We start from the raw sequence: 16,424 nt of genomic DNA on the forward strand, positions 1-16,424 counted from the left end.
CGGGGGGTGCGCGGGCGCCCCCCACACCCCGCGCCCCCCCCCGGCGGGGGGGGGCGGGGCGCCCGCCCCCCGCCCCCCCCCGAGCCCCCCACCCCCCCGGCCCGGCTGCTCCCGGACGCCGGCGCCCCGCTGCTGGCCGCCGAGGTCGACCTCGGCCGGCCGTACGACGGGCCGGAGGAGCTGCACGCCGCGATCGCCGAACGGCACTCCAGCCGCGAGCCGTGGGGGGGCGCGCCCGGGGGCGCCCGCGCGCCCCCCCCCCCGGCTCCCCCCCGCGCCCCCCGCCGGGGTGTCGGGAGGGGGCCGTCGGCAGGCGTACCGCTACTTGTTGACCACGGTCAACGGCAGGAGCTTCTGGCCGGTGGGGCCGATCTGGATGTCCAGGCCGAGCTGCGGACACACGCCGCAGTCGAAGCACGGGGTCCAGCGGCAGTCCTCGACCTCGACCTCCTCCAGGGCGTCCTGCCAGTCCTCCCAGAGCCAGTCCTTGTCGAGGCCGCTGTCCAGGTGGTCCCAGGGCAGCACCTCCTCGTAGGTGCGCTCGCGGGTGGTGTACCAGTCGACGTCCACGCCGGTGCCGGCCAGGCCCTTGTCGGCGCAGGCCATCCAGCGGTCGAAGGAGAAGTGCTCGCGCCAGCCGTCGAAGCGGCCGCCGTCGTCGTAGACCGCGCGGATCACGGCGCCGACCCGGCGGTCGCCGCGGGACAGCAGGCCCTCGATGATGCCGGGCTTGCCGTCGTGGTAGCGGAAGCCGATGTTCTTGCCGAACTTGCGGTCGCCGCGGATGGAGTCGCGCAGCTTGGCCAGGCGGGCGTCGGTGTCCTCGGCGGACAGCTGCGGCGCCCACTGGAACGGGGTGTGCGGCTTGGGCACGAACCCGCCGATGGAGACGGTGCAGCGGATGTCGTTGCCGCCGGTGACCTCGCGGCCCTTGGCGATGACGTTCTTCGCCATCTCGCCGATCTGCAGGACGTCCTCGTCGGTCTCGGTGGGCAGGCCGCACATGAAGTACAGCTTCACCTGGCGCCAGCCGTTGCCGTACGCGGCGCCGACCGTGTTGATGAGGTCCTCCTCGGACACCATCTTGTTGATCACCTTGCGGATGCGCTCACTGCCGCCCTCGGGGGCGAAGGTGAGGCCGGAGCGCCGGCCGTTGCGGGAGAGCTCGTTGGCCAGGTCGATGTTGAAGGCGTCGACACGGGTGGACGGCAGCGACAGGCCGACCTTGTCCTCGGCGTAGCGGTCCGCCAGGCCCTTGGTGATGTCGGCGATCTCGGAGTGGTCGGCGCTGGACAGCGACAGCAGGCCGACCTCCTCGAAGCCGGTCGCCTTGAGGCCGCGGTCCACCATCTCGCCGATGCCGGTGATGCTTCGCTCCCGCACGGGGCGCGTGATCATGCCGGCCTGGCAGAAGCGGCAGCCGCGGGTGCAGCCGCGGAAGATCTCCACCGACATCCGCTCGTGGACCGTCTCGGCGAGCGGCACCAGCGGCTGCTTCGGGTACGGCCACTCGTCGAGGTCCATCACGGTGTGCTTGGAGACCCGCCACGGCACGCCGGGGCGGTTCGGCACGACGCGGCCGATCCGGCCGTCCGGGAGGTACTCGACGTCGTAGAAGCGCGGGACGTACACGCCGCCGGTCTTGGCCAGGCGCAGCAGCACCTCGTCCCGGCCGCCGGGCCGGCCCTCGGCCTTCCAGGCGCGGATGATCTCCGTCATGTCGAGGACGGCCTGCTCGCCGTCGCCGACCACGGCGCAGTCGAGGAAGTCCGCGACCGGCTCGGGGTTGAAGGCGGCGTGGCCGCCGGCGAGGACGATCGGGTCGTCGATGCCGCGGTCCTTGGACTCCAGCGGGATGCCCGCGAGGTCGAGCGCGGTCAGCATGTTGGTGTAGCCGAGCTCGGTGGAGAAGGACAGGCCGAAGACGTCGAAGGCCTTCACCGGGCGGTGGGCGTCCACGGTGAACTGCGGGACGCCGTGCTCGCGCATCAGGGCCTCGAGGTCGGGCCAGACGCTGTAGGTGCGCTCGGCGAGCACGCCCTCGCGCTCGTTGAGCACCTCGTAGAGGATCATCACGCCCTGGTTGGGGAGGCCGACCTCGTAGGCGTCCGGGTACATCAGCGCCCAGCGGACGTCACAGGCGTCCCAGTCCTTGACGGTCGAGTTGAGCTCGCCACCGACGTACTGGATCGGCTTCTGGACGTGCGGGAGGAGGGCCTCCAGGCGTGGGAAGACCGATTCGACAGTCATGCGCAAGGACCTTTTCGAAGAAAACTGGTGACCCTCAAGGGTAGCCGAACCGCCCTGCGTGCTCGGCCGGTGCGCCCGGGCCGGGAGGGCGGGGCGCGGGCGCCGGAGCCCGGGGCGCGTGCGCCCGGACCGCACCGCAACGGTGTTGACACGCTCCGTGCACCCGTGGACTACTGGCAGGGCACCGCCGCGTCATGCGCACCGCCGACCCAACGGAGCCAGCTGTGACCGATCAGAGTGTGGGCAAAGGGAGTTCGCACGAGGTCGACAGGGGCTACTGAGCGCATGGGTGAGGCAGGAGTCCGGTTCGCGGGGGCCCGGCACGGCGTCCCGGTGCTCGGCGGTCCCGGCGGGTTCGTCGGGGCCTCCCAGGCAGCGGCGCGGGCCGCGCGGCTGGCCGCGCTGCACCCCGGGCTGGTGGCGGTGCGTCAGGTCGGGACGTCGCGCGGCGGGCGGCCGCTGGTGCTGCTCTCGGTCGGCGACGGGCCGCGGCACGTGCTGGCGGTCGGCGGCCCGCACCCCAACGAGCCGGTCGGCACGGCCACGGCGCTGCACCTGGCCGAGCGGGCCGTGCACGAGCCCCGGCTGCGCCGCGGTTCGTCGGTCACCTGGAACTTCCTGCTCTGCCTCGATCCGGACGGCGCCGCGCTCACCGAGGGCTGGCTGCGCGGGCCGCTCACCATGGAGCGGCACTACCGCTACTTCTACCGGCCCGCGGTGGACGGCCAGCCGGAGTGGCTGCCGCCGCCGGGGGCGGACTGGGCCACCCTGCCGGAGACGACCGCGCTGACCGGGGTGATCGACGAGCTGCGGCCCTTCCTGCAGTGCTCGCTGCACGGGGTGGACGTGGGCGGCAGTTTCGTCCAGCTCACCGGGGACGTGCCGGGGCTGGCCGAGCCGTTCGCCCGGTCGGCCGCGGCGGCCGGGGTCCCGCTGGAGCGCGGCCCGTACGACGCGTTCCGCTGGCCGAGCCCCGGTCCGGGCACCTATCTGATGCCGTCGGCGGCCGCCCCGGCGGACGGGAGCGCGCTGACCGAGGACCCGGCCTGTTCGACCTGGTCGCACGCGCAGCGCTACGGGGCGGTGACGGCGGTGGTCGAGGTGCCGATGTGGGCCGCGCCGGTGGTGTCCGACCGTGCGCCGTCGGCCGATCCGGAGCGGGCGCTGGCCGCCGCGGCCCGGACCCTGCGGGCCGAGAACGAGCCGCTGGCGGAGCTGCTGGCGCAGATCAGGCCGCTGCTGCGCACCCCGCACGGGCCGCTGCTGCGGTCGGTGGAGTGGCATCTGGCGGTGGCGCCGCGGCAGGCCCGCGACTGGGAGCCGGCGGTGGCGGCCGGCGCGGGGCCGCTGTCCGACCTGACCCGGGCGGACCTGGCCGGGATCGAGATCCAGACCCACCGGATGCCGCTGCGGATCACCGCGATGCTGGCCCGGCTGCTGGCCGACGCGGAGGGCCCGGCGGTGGGGCCGCTGCGGCAGCGGGTGGCGCGGCTGGTCGCGGAGCGCTGCTCCCGGCTGCGGGACCGGTTCGGGGCCCGCTGGGTGCCCGTCCGGGACCAGGTGGGGCACCAGGCCCGGACGGTGGTGGCGGTCTTCGACGGCCTGGCCTGAGGGGTCAGATCCCTATCGGCCGCTGCGAGCGGACGGACTGGAGCAGCCCGACGGCGATCCAGACGGCGAACATCGAGGATCCGCCGTAGGAGACGAACGGCAGCGGGATGCCGGCCACCGGCATGATGCCGAGGTTCATTCCGATGTTCTCGAACGCCTGGAAGGCGAACCAGGTGACCACGCCGGCCGCGAGCACGGTGCCGTACAGGTCGGTGGCCTGGCGGGCGATCCGGCAGCCGCGCCAGAGGATGACGCCGAGCAGGCCGATCAGGGCGAGGCCGCCGACGAAGCCGAGCTCCTCGCCGGCGACGCTGAAGACGAAGTCGGTCTGCTGCTCGGGGACGAACTGGCCGGTGGTCTGGAAGCCGTGGAACAGGCCCATGCCGGTGAGGCCGCCGGAGCCGATGGCGATCCGGGCCTGGGCGGTGTTGTAGCCGACGCCGGCCGGGTCCAGCGAGGGGTTGGCGAAGGCCGCGAAGCGGTCGATCTGGTACTTGCTGAGGATGCCGAGCTTCCAGACCACCACGGCGCCGGCGCCGCCGGCCGCGAGCAGGCCGAACACCCATCGGTTGGCCGCGCCGGAGGCCAGCAGGATGCCCATGATGACGACGGCCATCACCATCACCGAGCCGAGGTCGGGCATCAGCATGATGACGCCCATCGGCAGCGCGGCGAGCGCCAGCGCCTGGAGGACGCTGCGGGTGGCCGGGAACTCCCGTTCGCCGGCGTCCACCTGGGCGGAGAGCACGACGGCCATCATCACGACGATCGCGAGCTTGGCGAACTCGGCGGGCTGCAGCGAGAAGCCGCCGCCGAACTGGATCCAGGAGTGCGCGCCGTTGATGGTGGAGCCGAGCGGGCTGAGCGTGGCGGCGAGCAGCAGCAGGACGGCGACGTAGAAGAACGGCACTGCGGTGCGCAGCCGGCGGGTCCCTATGGCGACCGTCACCGCGCAGAGCGCGATGCCGACCAGGGCGTTGGTGAGGTGCCGGTAGAGGAAGTACTGCGGGTCGCCGTGGGTGAGGGCGTCCCGGCCGCGGGTGGCCGACCAGACCAGCAGGGAGCTGCCGAAGGAGAGTGCGAGCGCCGCCAGGACCATGATCCAGTCCATCCGGCGCAGCGGGGCGTCCTTGGCGAGGACCTTGGACATCCCGCCGCGCTGCGGGGCGAGCCGGACGGTGCGGTACGAGCCGTACGAGGTCATGCCCGGCTCCTTCCGGTGGCGCGGGTGGGTTCGACGGCGAGGAGGTCGAGCGGGGCCGGGTCGGCGGTGCCGGTGGCCGGGGTCGGGTCGAGGAACTCGGCGCCGGTCGGGTAGGCCTGGCCGCCGGGGTAGTCGGCCTGCTTGATGATGGCCGTGCCGTCGGGGTTGAACTTGGGCAGCTGGGCCTGCGGCTTGGGCAGCAGGGCCTTGGAGTTGTCGACGCCGCCCTTGTCGTCGACGCCGTACAGCGCCTGGTAGATCCGGCGGACGGAGTCGCCGGAGCCGCCGGAGCCGGTGCCGCCTTGGCTTATCGTCATCACGACCGCGTAGTCGGCACTGTAGGTGGTCAGCCAGGACGTGGTCTGCTTGCCGGCGACCTCCGCGGTACCGGTCTTGGCGTGCAGTTCGATCTTGCCCTGGGGCCAGCCCGCGCCGACGAACTTCCAGGCGGCGGTGCCGCTGGTGACGACGCCCGCGGTGGCCTGGTCGATGTAGTCCAGCAGCTTGCCCTGGGCGGGGATCTTGCCGTCGACGTGGGGGGCGATGTCGCGGACGAGCTTGCCGTCCGGGCTCATGATCGCCTTGCCGATGGAGGGCCGGTAGAGGGTGCCGCCGTTGGAGAGCGCCGAGTAGATCCGGGCCATCTGGAGCGGGGTGACGAGCGTGTCGCCCTGGCCGATCGCGAAGTTGACCGCGTCACCGGCGCGCATCACGTTGCCGTCGACGCAGTTCTCGCGGGCGATCTCGTCGGCGTACTCGTGGCCGCCCTTGGCCGCCTGGGCGCACCAGGAGTCCTTGTTGGCGTCGAAGAAGGACTGCTTCCACTGGCGGTCGGGCACCCGGCCGGCGACCTCGCCCGGCAGGTCGACGCCGGTCTTGGCGCCGAGGCCGTACTCGTGGGCGGTCTTGGTGAACCAGTCGGCGGGATTCTTCGGCTTGATGCCGCCGTCCTTCTGCCACTGGTCGTAGGCCAGGCCGTAGAAGACGGTGTCGCAGGAGATCTCCAGGGCCTTCTCCAGCGAGATGTCGCCGAAGCTCTCGCCCTCGAAGTTCTTGAAGACGCGGCCGCCGATGGTCATGCTCGGCGGGCACGGGTAGTGGCCGTCGAGCGAGTAGCCGGCCTGGACGGCCGCGGTCGTGGAGATCACCTTGAAGGTGGAGCCGGGGGCGGACAGGCCCTGGATGGCGCGGTTGATCAGCGGGTAGTTGGACGACTTGTCGTTCAGGGCCGCGTAGTCCTTGGCCGAGATGCCGCCGACCCACAGGTTGGGGTCGAAGGTCGGGGCGCTGGCCATCGCGATGATCCGGCCGGTGTGGACGTCCATGACGACGGCGGCGCCGGAGTCGGCCTCGTAGTTCTTGTGGGTCTCGTTGTCGTAGACCTTGCGGGCGTCGGTCATCGCCTGCTGGAGCTGGTCCTCGACGGTCTTCTGGACCCGGGCGTCGATGCTGGTCACCAGGTTGTTGCCGGGCTGGGCGGGCACGGTGCCGGCGCTGCCGATGACCTTGCCGAGGTTGTCGACCTCCAGCTTGTCGACGCCGGTGGTGCCGCGCAGGTCGTCGTCGTAGACGGACTCCAGGCCGGCCCGGCCGATCTGGTCGGAGGGCAGCCGGCGCTCGCGGCCGGTCTTGTCGGCGGTCTTGGTGACCTCCTCGTCCGTCACGGGCGAGAGGTAGCCGAGCACCTGGGCGGCGCTGGCGCCCTCGACCCCGGTGTAGCTGCGGACGGCGGTCGGCTGGGCGGTGACGCCGGGGAAGTCCTCGCGGCGCTCCATTATCTGCATCGCCTGCTGGGTGGTGGCCTGCTGGGTCACCGGGATCGGCTGGTAGGGAGAACCGTTCCAGCAGGGCTTGGGGGTCTTGGCGTCGCAGAGCCGGACCTTGTCCTGGACGTCCTTGGCGGGCATCCCGAGGACGTCGGCCAGCCGGGTGAGCACCGCCTTGCCCTTGTCCTTCTGCTGGAGCAGGGAGGTGCGGCTGACCGAGACCACCAGTTTGGTCTGGTTGCCGACCATCACCCGGCCGTCGGCGTCGAGGATCTCGCCGCGCACGGCGGGCTCGACGACCTCCCGGATGTGGTTGCCCTGGGCCTTGGCCGCGTACTGGCTGCCGGTGCGGATCTGCAGGTACCAGAGCCGCCCGCCGAGCGTGGCGAGCAGGGAGAGCACCAGGATCTGCAGGACCACCAGGCGGATCGTCAGACGGCGGGTCCGGCCGGTCTCCGGGATGTTGCTCAACGAACGTCCCCCTCCGGGAGGGTCTGGGCTGTCGGGAGGCTCACGGGCGGCGGGCGAGGCCGAGCGTGCGCTTCTTCTTGTAGGTCGGCACCGGCGAAGCCTCCCGGGTGGTCTTGTACCGGGCCAGGCTGCCCAGGCCGGAGCCGCCCGGGTCGTCGGTCTCCGCCTCGGCGGTTCCCCCGTCGAACCGGCGGGCCAGCAGCATCACGGCGGGCACCACGAACGGGGCGAGCAGCACGTCGTAGAGCAGGGCGCTGAAGACCAGGCCGGCCAGGCCGACGTGACGGGCCGCCGTGTCGCCGACCAGGGCGCCGACGGAGGCGTAGAGCAGCGTGGAGAGGACGGCGGCGCTCGCCACGACCGTCAGCGCGCTGAGCGCGGAGCGCTGGCGGCCGGCGTTCGGGCGGAGCAGTCCGGCGGCGTAGCCCATCAGGCAGAGCACCAGGGCGTAGCGGCCGATGGCGTGGTCGGACGGCGGTGCGACGTCGGCCAGCAGGCCGGCCGCGAAGCCGACCAGGCAGCCGCCGGCGGGGCCGTAGACCAGGGCCAGGCCGAGCACGACCAGGAGCATGAGGTCCGGGGTGGCCCCGGGGAGCTGGAGCCGGCCGAGCACGCTGACCTGGACGACCAGGGCGAGCAGCAGCAGGACGGCGGAGAGCAGGATGCGGGTCACACGCACGGTCAGTTCCCCCCGGCGGTGGTGGCGGACGGGCTGGCGGGCAGCTGCGGCTGGGCGGCCGGGGCGCTCGCCGGGGCGGCGGGCTTGGGCGGCAGCACCGAGTCGCGCGGGTCGGCGCGCGGCGGCACCACCACGACGCCGATCAGGTCGAGCCGGGTGAACTGCACGTACGGCTCGACCAGCACGGTCTTGGTGAGCTGGCCGGGCGTGGCCTGGACCTCGACGACCTTGCCGACCGGGACGCCGGGGACGAACGGCCGGCCGCTGTGCGAGCCGAAGCTGACGACCCGGTCGCCGTTCTTGACCTGCGCCTTGCCGTTCAGCAGTTCGACCCGCATCGGGCTGGTGCCCTGGCCGGCCGCGAAGCCGATCTCGTCGCTGCCCTCCAGGCGGACGCCGGCGGTGAAGCCGGGGTCCGAGGCGAGCAGCACGGTGGCAGTGGTCGGGGCGACCGTGGTGATCCGGCCGACCAGCCCCTGGCCGTTGATGACGGTCATGTCGCGGGTCAGGCCGTCGTCGCTGCCGGCGTCGATGGTGATGGTCCAGGAGAAGCCCTGGGCGGCGCCGATCGCGATCACCTGGGCGGCCTTGATGGTGTATCCGCCCGAGCCGGCGGTGCGCAGCAGGTCGTCGAGCTGCTTGGTGCGCCCGCCGGCGGTGTCGGAGGAGGCGAGCCGCTGGCGCAGCTCGGTGTTCTCCCGGGTGATCTGGTCGAGCCGCTGCTGGTGGGTGGAGGCGTCCCGGACGGCCCGGATGGTGCCGGCGACCGGGTTGACCAGGTCGGCGGTGCCGCTCTCGACGGGGCCGAGCAGGTGCGCCGCCGCCCGGCGGGCCCCGACCAGCGGCGAGTCCTCGCCGCCCTTGATGTCGACGGTGATCAGGGCGAAGGCGACCGCGACCAGCAGGATGAGCAGTAGCCGGCTCTCACGTGTGTCCCTCACGGTGCTGGAGCGCCCCTTCGTTCCCTGGTACCGGTTGTTCAGTTGGTGGTGCGGGCCGCGGCGTCAGCGCCGGGGCTGGGCGTCCAGCACCTGCTGGAGCGCCTCGAACTCCTCGACGCACTTGCCGGAGCCGAGTGCGACGGAGTCCAGCGGGTTCTCGGCGATGTGGATCGGCATGCCGGTCTCCCGGCGCAGCCGCTCGTCGAGGCCGCGCAGCAGGGCGCCGCCGCCGGTGAGCACGATGCCGCGGTCCATGACGTCGCCGGCGAGCTCCGGCGGGCACTGGTCGAGGGTGGTCTTGACGGCGTCGATGATGGAGTTCACCGGCTCGTCGATGGCCTCGCGGACCTCGGCGGCGGAGATGACCACGGTCTTCGGCAGGCCGCTGACGAGGTCGCGCCCGCGGATCTCGGCGTGCTCGTCCTTCTCGCCCTCCAGGGCGAACGCGGAGCCGATGGACATCTTGATCTGCTCGGCGCTGCGCTCGCCGAGGAGGAGGCTGTACTCCTTCTTGATGTGCTGGACGATGGCGTTGTCCAGCTCGTCGCCGGCGACCCGCAGGGACTGCGCGGTGACGATGCCGCCGAGCGAGATGACCGCGACCTCGGTGGTGCCGCCGCCGATGTCGACCACCATGTTGCCGGTGGCCTCGTGGACGGGCAGGCCGGCGCCGATCGCGGCGGCCATCGGCTCCTCGATGATGTGGACCTGGCGTGCGCCCGCCTGGGCGCTGGCCTCGATCACGGCGCGGCGCTCGACCCCGGTGATGCCGGAGGGCACGCAGACCACGACCCGGGGGCGGGCCAGGTAGCGGCGCCGGTGGATCTTGAGGATGAAGTACCGGAGCATTCGCTCGGTGATCTCGAAGTCGGCGATGACGCCGTCCTTGAGCGGGCGGATGGCCACGATGTTGCCGGGCGTGCGCCCGATCATCTTCTTGGCCTCGGCGCCCACCGCGAGGATGCCGCCGGTGTTGGTGTTCACCGCCACGACGGACGGCTCGTTGAGGACGATCCCCTTGCCCCTGACGTACACCAGCGTGTTGGCAGTGCCGAGGTCGATAGCAAGGTCACGGCCGATGAACGACAGATTGTTGGCCATGGGGTGTGCAGTGCCTTCCCGAGCTCGGTGTCCATTGCGGGGAGTGGGCCGGTCGCGCGCGCCCACGACAGGGCTGACATCAGCTGAGCAGCCGTACCTCGCCCATGAGTTGCGTCCATCGTAGCCAGGCCTGTCCGGGGCGGACCGCGTGGTACGGCATGCTGGCCATTCTCCGGCGGGCGGCGTGTTCTTCCCGGGATTGGGACGCCGTGTCGGGACTCAGGGTTCCGTATTTGACGATGAAAAGGTGAGATTCACCTGGACGGGCCCACGGCTTGGCAGCCGCGGGCCCTGCGTCCACGGAGGGTCGTCGGGTCGTCCCCGGACGGTCAGGCGTGCGCCGGGAAGAAGATCTTGATCTCGCGCTCGGCGGACTCCGCGGAGTCGGAGGCGTGGATCAGGTTCTCCCGGGTGATGGTGGCGAAGTCGCCGCGGATCGTGCCGGGCCCGGCCTGCAGCGGGTCGGTGGCGCCGGCCAGCGCGCGGATGCCGGGGACGACGTTCTCGCCCTCGACGATCAGGGCGATCGACGGGCCGGAGGTCATGAACTCCAGCAGCGGCTCGTAGAACGGGCGGCCGACGTGCTCCGCGTAGTGGTGCTCCAGCGTGGCCCGGTCGAAGGTGCGCAGCTCGACGGCGGCGAGCCGCCAGTTCGCCTTGCGCTCGATGCGGCTGATGATCTCGCCGGCCAGGCCGCGCGCGACGGCGTCGGGCTTGAGCAGGACGAGGGTGCGCTGGGTCACGGTACGGCTCCAGGGGATCGGGGTCTGCGTGGTGTGGGCGACCACGTCAGACACTACCTTGCGTGAGCAGCGCGGATGCGGCCGGAGCCGGATGAGCGCTACGCAGCGGCCGCGGCGGCCCGGGCGGCCTTGATCTCGTCGATCCGGCGGCCGTAGTGCACCGAGCACCACCACAGGGCGGCGAACACCGCGCCCAGGCCGTACATGGTCGGCAGCACCAGGCCGCTGGCGATCAGGCCGATCTGCAGCGCCCAGCCGACGGCGACCGCACCGGGGCGGCCGAGCATGCCGCAGAGCAGCACGCACAGCAGCATCGCGACGCCGCTGACCGCCCAGATCGTGCCGGCCGGCACGTCGGACAGCCGCATCGCGACGAGGCCGGCGAACATGATCAGCAGGGCCTCGCCGATCAGGGTCGAGGAGCACAGGGTCCGCATCGGGGTACTACTTCCTTCCGAACAGCAGGCGCGCCTCGCCCACCGTGATGACCGAGCCGGTGACCAGGACGCCGGCGCCGCCGAGGTCCTCCTCCTCGGCGAGCGTGACGGCGGCGTCGATCGCGTCGTCGAGCCGCGGCTCGACCTGCACACGATCCTCACCGAAGATGTCCACCGCGAGCGCGGCCAGCTCGTCGACCGGCATCGCGCGGTGGGTGGAGTTCTGGGTGATCACCACCTCGGCGAGCACCGGCTCGAAGACCTCCAGCAGGCCGGCGACGTCCTTGTCCCCGCTGGTGGCGATGACGCCGACCAGCTTGGTGAAGCCGAAGGCCTCGCCGATCGCGGCGACCGTGGCCTGCGCGCCGTGCGGGTTGTGCGCGGCGTCCAGGATGACGGTGGGGCTGCGCCGGACGACCTCCATCCGGCCCGGGGAGCTGACCCCGGAGAACGCGGAGCGCACCTTGTCCACGTCCAGCTGGCCGCCGCCGGTGGCGCCGACGCCGAAGAACGCCTCGACCGCGGCCAGCGCGAGCGACGCGTTGTGCGCCTGGTGTGCGCCGTGCAGCGGGATGAAGACGTCCTCGTACTCGGCGCCGCCGAGCCCGCGCAGGGTGACCAGCTGCCCGCCGACCGCGACCTCGCGGCGGATCACGCCGAACTCCATGCCCTCGCGGGCCACCGTCGCGTCCACCTCGACGGCGTGCGCGAGGATGGTCTGCGCGGCGTCCAGCGGCTGCTGGGCGACCACGGCGAGCGCGCCGGGCTTGATGATCCCGGACTTCTCGACCGCGATCGCGCCGGGCGTGTCACCGAGCTTGTCGGTGTGGTCCAGGCCGATCGGGGTGATCACCGCGACCGCCGCGTCGATGACGTTGGTGGCGTCCCAGGAGCCGCCCATGCCGACCTCGACCACCGCGACGTCCACCGGCGCGTCGGCGAAGGCGGCGTACGCCATGCCGGTCAGCACCTCGAAGAAGGACATCGCGATCGGCTGGCCCTCGTCGACCATCCGCACGTACGGCTCGATGTCGCGGTAGGTCTCGACGAACTTCTCGGTGCTGATCGGGGCGCCGTCCAGGCTGATCCGCTCGGTGACGGACTCCACGTGCGGGCTGGTGTAGCGGCCGGTGCGCAGTTCGAACGCGCCGAGCAGCTGCTCGACCATCCGGGCGGTGGAGGTCTTGCCGTTGGTGCCGGTGATGTGGATCGACGGGTAGGAGCGCTGGGGCTGGCCGAGGATGTCCATCAGCGCGTTGATCCGGTCGAGCGAGGGCTCCAGCTTGTTCTCCGGCCAGCGGCCGGAGAGCTCGGTCTCGACCGCGCGCAGCTCGGCCTCGGGGCCGGTGGCCGCCTCGTCGGCGGGGCGGGAGGTGTACGGGTTCTGCTCGGCCTTGTCGCTCACCCCCACAGTCTACGGAGCGGCCGGGCCGCTCCCGGCGCAGGCACCCGTCCGGGCGCCCGCGCCGGTCGCGCGCGCTCAGCGGTGCGCCGGGAACTGCACCACCTGCTGGTAGGTCGGCCGGTTCTGCCAGGTCGTCTTCGCGTCGGTCACGCCGCCCAGCGGGCGCTGGATGATCGTGTCGGCACACCACTGGTCGCCGGCCGAGCAGTCGGCGTCCGCCGGGTAGACCTGGGCGGCGCTCTGCGCGGCGGCCTTCTTCAGGCTGTCGAGCAGGGCGGTGCGGCACGCCGCGAGGTCGCCGCCGCCGCAGTACGGCCGGGCCAGCGGGCCGGCCACCGGGTCGCCGAGGACGCCGCGCAGGTCCTTGTCCAGGTAGCTCCACCAGCCGTACTGGAACGCCGAACCCTTGTGCGGGATCGACTCGTTGGCGCTGACCGAGCCGCTGGTGGCGCCGGTCTGCCCGCCGGACGGCGACTCGTTGATCTGCAGCGCGCCGGTGAGCGCGCCGTACAGGCCGTCGCCGAGGCCGGGCCGGAAGACCGCGTCGGCGAGCAGCGGCCACCAGGCGTCCAGGGTGCGGATGGCGTCCGCGTCGGCGTAGGTGTGGCTGCCGGGCGAGGTCTCGCGGCGCAGCGAGCCGGCCGCCCGCCAGTTCTCCAGCTTCTGCACGGCGGTGTTCAGCGCCGGGTCGGTGACCGGGGCGCTGCGGATCACCCGGAGCAGTTCGGGCAGCACGTCCTCGGCCCGCAGGTCGGCCAGGGCCGCGCCCTCCATGGCCTGGGTGAGCGAGACCCGGCTGACCTTCCCGCCGCCGGCCAGCAGGGCCCGTACCCGGTCGTCGAGCAGGTTGCCGCGGTGCACCGAGCCGTTGCCGAAGCCGGCCGCGGCGTAGCCGGAGGCCTGCTTGTTGTTCCAGGAGATGTAGTAGTCCTGGTCGACCGACTGCGGGTGCTCGGCCGCCGGGGTGTACCGGGCGGTGTTCGCGGCGGGGTCGAAGTCGCGCCACTCGTAGGCGGGTTGCGCGAGGACGGGCAGGCCCGGGTCGACCCCGGGGGCGCGCACCGGGTTGTTGCCGGAGTTGTAGTAGGCGATGTGCGCGGAGTCCGCGTAGAACCAGTTGAAGGTGTAGTTGATGTTCTGCGCGGCCTGCTGGAAGCTCGCCGGGTCGTGCACCGCGCCGGGGTCGTTGAGCATCTGGAAGCCGATGATCGAGTCGGCCTCGTGCCGGTAGGTGGAGCGCAGCGAGGTGAACGCGACCGGCTTCCCGCCGACCGTGCCGCGGGCGGTGACCAGCCCGTAGTCGGTGCGGTACATCACCAGGGTGTAGGAGCCGGCCGCGGTGGAGTCGGCGGTGGTGGGCTTCCAGGAGTCCTTGCGTTCGAGGCGCTCCAGCGGCACGCAGGCACCGCGGCTCAGGTAGTGGTCGGCGGCCAGGGTGACGGCGCTGCCGTCGGTGGTGCACAGCGGCACCGCGTAGGTGTCGGTGATGTCCTGGCCGGCCGAGGTGGCGCTCCAGGCGTAGTCCTGGCCGCGGCCGAGCTGGACGTAGAAGCTGAGGCCGGCGAAGGCGGCGCCGCGGGCGCTGATGCCGGGGCCCTGGAGCTCCTCCAGCATGAGCAGCTGTGGTGCGAAGTAGCCGGTCTGCGGCCCGAACACGGCGACCGGGTGGCCGTCGTCGGTGCGGGAGCCGGAGACCAGCAGGGCGTTGGACATGCCGTGCTTGGCGGTGAGCAGGTTGCCCGGCAGCAGGCCGGCGGCCTTGGTGGCGCTCTGCTGGGCGGAGCCGGTGGCGTCGTAGACCATCCGCTCGGGGACGACGGAGCCCGGGTCCGGCATCGCGGTGCCCTGCGGGTCGTTCGGCGGCAGGGCGTACGGGAAGCGCTGCCCGGCGTGCAGGGTCTGCACCGCCTCGGGGTCGTCGGCCTCGCGCAGCGACGCCCAGACCCGGTCGCCGGCGTCCTTGCCGTAGCGGGCCTCGGCGGCCAGTTTGACCTGGGCGGAGGCGAGTTCGCCGCCGCCGCCGGAGCCGAACAGGGCGCCGACCACGGCGGCGAGCGCGACCAGGTCGGTGAGCTTGAACGGCTCGATGCTCCCGGCGTTGGTGATCGCGTCGATGTGGCCGGTCAGGTCGTACTCGCCGGGGAAGTAGCGGCCGCCGTACGCCTCGCGGATGTACTGGTTGATGCCGTCGAGGTAGGCGCCGGCGTCGGTGAGGGCCTGCCGGGCGCGGTCGCCCTGGTCGGCGATGGCGTCGATCTGCCGCTGGAGTTCGTCCTCGGTGTACGGCGCCGCCTGCCAGAAGCTCTGCTCCAGTTGGCGGTTGGCGGCGGCGCCGCCGGCGAAGCCGGAGAGCTGGCCGCGGCCGACGTGCCGGAAGAGGTCCATCACCCAGAGTCTGTCCTGGGCGGCGGCGTAGCCGGCGCCGAACTCGGTGCCGTAGCGGGTGGTTCCGGTGATGTGCGGGACGCCGGTGGCCTTGTCGCGGACGATGGCGACGTCGGCGCGCGGGCGGGCGGTGGAGGCGACCTGGTCGGCCGGGACACCGAAGGACGCGTCGTTGAAAAAGTTCCGCAGCTGCCCGTCGGTGAGGCCGCCGTAGCCTCCGGCGAGTGCCGCGTACGGGCCGAGCTGGTCGTCGGTGTGGGCCGGGCGGCTGCCGAAGACCCGGTTCAGCAGGATCTCGGCGAGGGTCGCGTTGCCGTTCTCACCGGGCGGCAGGACGTCCAGGCACCGGCCGGCGCAGTAGTCGGCGGGGGCGGCGGCGGCCCACGCGGGGGCGGCGGTGGGGGCGAAGACGGCGATCAGTGCCGCGGCGAGGGCGGCGGCCGCAAATCGGGGCGTGCGGGGGCGTCGTGGCATGCAGGCTCCTCCGTCGGGCAGCGGGAAGCGGTGCTGGGGCTTTCGACGGTAGGACCCTTGCTGACACTCTGCCTAGTAGCGTGCATGCCACAACTCGCCCGTGTTCGAACGGACTCAGCGGCGGCGGGCCTCGGGCACCTGGGCGCCGCGGCCGCCGTGCCGGCGCCGCAGCTCGGCGGTGATCTCGGCGCACTCGCCGTCCGGGAGCAGCGGCAGCATCATCGCGACCGCCTGGAGCAGGCCGCCCACCAGGTAGGTGGTGTCGGGGGTGGCAGCCACCAGCGCGCGCACCGCGCCGACGTCGCCGTCGTGGACGGCCTCGATCAGCCGGGCCGGGCAGGCGCCGTCCTCGTCGAGCAGCACCCCGGTGGTGTCGGCGGGGGCCCGGCGGGCCAGCGCCCGCAGCACCCGGTCCCCGGCATCCGGGGTGTAGGCCTTGCGGACCGCCTCGGCGGCGATCCACACCAGCAGGGTGGTGACCTCGCGTTCGGCGTGCTCGTCGAGAATGCGCTCCAGCTGCGCGTCGAAGGACAGTTGGTTCCCGTGCCGGAATGCCAGCAGCAGCGCCGCCGCCCGGGCCTTGGCCGCCTCGACCTCCCGCATCGGCAGTTCGTCGGCCAACTCCCTGGTCGCCACCATGACGTGCTCTCCCGTCAGTCACACCACCCGCAGGGGGACTTCTGCACACCGTACAGAAACGGAGACAAAATTCGCGGGACTTCGGTCACAGCGATTCACGAACCGGGCGTTCGGTGCACACGATGAAGAAACCTTCGGACGGACTATCAAGAACCGCACACGATCGACCGAAAAGCATCTGCACCGCGACGCCCGGAAACGGCGGAGGGGGCGCCCCCCCCCCCGGGGGGGGGCCGCCCCGCGGGGGCGGGGGGGGGGCCCCGGGGCGCGCCGGGCCCCAGGGGGGGGTGAGGGGGGGGGGGGGCGCGGCGGGGCGCG

General features: G+C 72.6%; 12 protein-coding genes. 1 reads left to right on the forward strand and 11 read right to left on the reverse strand.

The features are described 5' to 3' along the window. Positions 1-321: 321 nt before the first annotated feature. Positions 322-2,250 (reverse strand): TIGR03960 family B12-binding radical SAM protein, encoded by a 1,929-nt coding sequence (locus ACFV0G_RS02280; protein WP_380540203.1) that lies wholly within the window; start codon positions 2,248-2,250, stop codon positions 322-324. Positions 2,251-2,535: 285 nt separating this feature from the next. Between ACFV0G_RS02280 and ACFV0G_RS02285 the strand changes: the two genes are divergently transcribed. Next, positions 2,536-3,861, forward strand: coding sequence for a M14 family zinc carboxypeptidase (locus ACFV0G_RS02285; RefSeq protein WP_380540206.1), 1,326 nt, complete (start codon positions 2,536-2,538; stop codon positions 3,859-3,861). 4 nt (positions 3,862-3,865) lie between these two features. Here the strand turns inward: ACFV0G_RS02285 and rodA are convergent, their stop codons facing one another. The 10 genes from rodA to ACFV0G_RS02335 all read right to left on the reverse strand — a co-directional run bounded on the left by rodA (position 3,866) and on the right by ACFV0G_RS02335 (position 16,106). After that, positions 3,866-5,065, reverse strand: coding sequence for a rod shape-determining protein RodA (gene rodA, locus ACFV0G_RS02290; RefSeq protein WP_380540209.1), 1,200 nt, complete (start codon positions 5,063-5,065; stop codon positions 3,866-3,868). Then, positions 5,062-7,302 carry a penicillin-binding protein 2 gene (gene mrdA, locus ACFV0G_RS02295; protein ID WP_380540212.1) on the reverse strand — a complete coding sequence of 747 codons (2,241 nt, stop codon included), beginning with the start codon at positions 7,300-7,302 and terminating at the stop codon, positions 5,062-5,064. Before mrdA ends, rodA begins: the two co-directional genes overlap by 4 nt. Positions 7,303-7,342: 40 nt before the next feature. Then, positions 7,343-7,981: a rod shape-determining protein MreD gene (gene mreD / locus ACFV0G_RS02300; RefSeq protein ID WP_380540215.1), complete on the reverse strand. Its 639-nt coding sequence runs from the start codon at positions 7,979-7,981 to the stop codon at positions 7,343-7,345. Between the two features lie 2 nt (positions 7,982-7,983). Continuing rightward, positions 7,984-8,922 carry a rod shape-determining protein MreC gene (mreC, locus tag ACFV0G_RS02305; protein WP_380540218.1) on the reverse strand — a complete coding sequence of 313 codons (939 nt, stop codon included), beginning with the start codon at positions 8,920-8,922 and terminating at the stop codon, positions 7,984-7,986. 63 nt (positions 8,923-8,985) lie between these two features. Continuing rightward, the gene (locus ACFV0G_RS02310) at positions 8,986-10,011 is read right to left on the reverse strand and encodes a rod shape-determining protein (RefSeq protein WP_380540295.1); all 1,026 of its coding nucleotides are present in this window, start codon (positions 10,009-10,011) and stop codon (positions 8,986-8,988) included. 341 nt (positions 10,012-10,352) lie between these two features. Continuing rightward, entirely contained in the window at positions 10,353-10,766 is a 414-nt protein-coding gene (ndk, locus tag ACFV0G_RS02315) for a nucleoside-diphosphate kinase (protein ID WP_380540221.1), read from the reverse strand. Positions 10,767-10,864: 98 nt separating this feature from the next. Then, a complete protein-coding gene (locus ACFV0G_RS02320) occupies positions 10,865-11,203 on the reverse strand; it encodes a DUF4233 domain-containing protein (protein ID WP_380540224.1) in 339 nt (112 codons plus the stop codon). Between the two features lie 7 nt (positions 11,204-11,210). Then, positions 11,211-12,608 carry a bifunctional folylpolyglutamate synthase/dihydrofolate synthase gene (locus ACFV0G_RS02325; RefSeq protein ID WP_380540227.1) on the reverse strand — a complete coding sequence of 466 codons (1,398 nt, stop codon included), beginning with the start codon at positions 12,606-12,608 and terminating at the stop codon, positions 11,211-11,213. Between the two features lie 75 nt (positions 12,609-12,683). Next, positions 12,684-15,467, reverse strand: a complete 2,784-nt coding sequence (locus ACFV0G_RS02330; protein ID WP_380540230.1) for a penicillin acylase family protein — start codon at positions 15,465-15,467, stop codon at positions 12,684-12,686. A gap of 114 nt (positions 15,468-15,581) precedes the next feature. Beyond that, a complete protein-coding gene (locus ACFV0G_RS02335) occupies positions 15,582-16,106 on the reverse strand; it encodes a hypothetical protein (RefSeq protein WP_380540233.1) in 525 nt (174 codons plus the stop codon). Positions 16,107-16,424: the final 318 nt, after the last annotated feature.

The organism is Kitasatospora sp. NPDC059571 (genome assembly GCF_042735675.1).
Taxonomy (GTDB): Bacteria; Actinomycetota; Actinomycetes; order Streptomycetales; family Streptomycetaceae; genus Kitasatospora.

What these genes read in the sequence shown, in the direction of transcription:
- ACFV0G_RS02280 (WP_380540203.1), bottom strand. Translation starts at nt 2,250, where the DNA reads ATGACTGTCGAATCGGTCTTCCCACGCCTGGAGGCCCTCCTCCCGCAC.
- ACFV0G_RS02285 (WP_380540206.1), top strand. Translation starts at nt 2,536, where the DNA reads ATGGGTGAGGCAGGAGTCCGGTTCGCGGGGGCCCGGCACGGCGTCCCG.
- rodA (WP_380540209.1), bottom strand. Translation starts at nt 5,065, where the DNA reads ATGACCTCGTACGGCTCGTACCGCACCGTCCGGCTCGCCCCGCAGCGC.
- ACFV0G_RS02320 (WP_380540224.1), bottom strand. Translation starts at nt 11,203, where the DNA reads ATGCGGACCCTGTGCTCCTCGACCCTGATCGGCGAGGCCCTGCTGATC.
- ACFV0G_RS02330 (WP_380540230.1), bottom strand. Translation starts at nt 15,467, where the DNA reads ATGCCACGACGCCCCCGCACGCCCCGATTTGCGGCCGCCGCCCTCGCC.
- ACFV0G_RS02335 (WP_380540233.1), bottom strand. Translation starts at nt 16,106, where the DNA reads ATGGTGGCGACCAGGGAGTTGGCCGACGAACTGCCGATGCGGGAGGTC.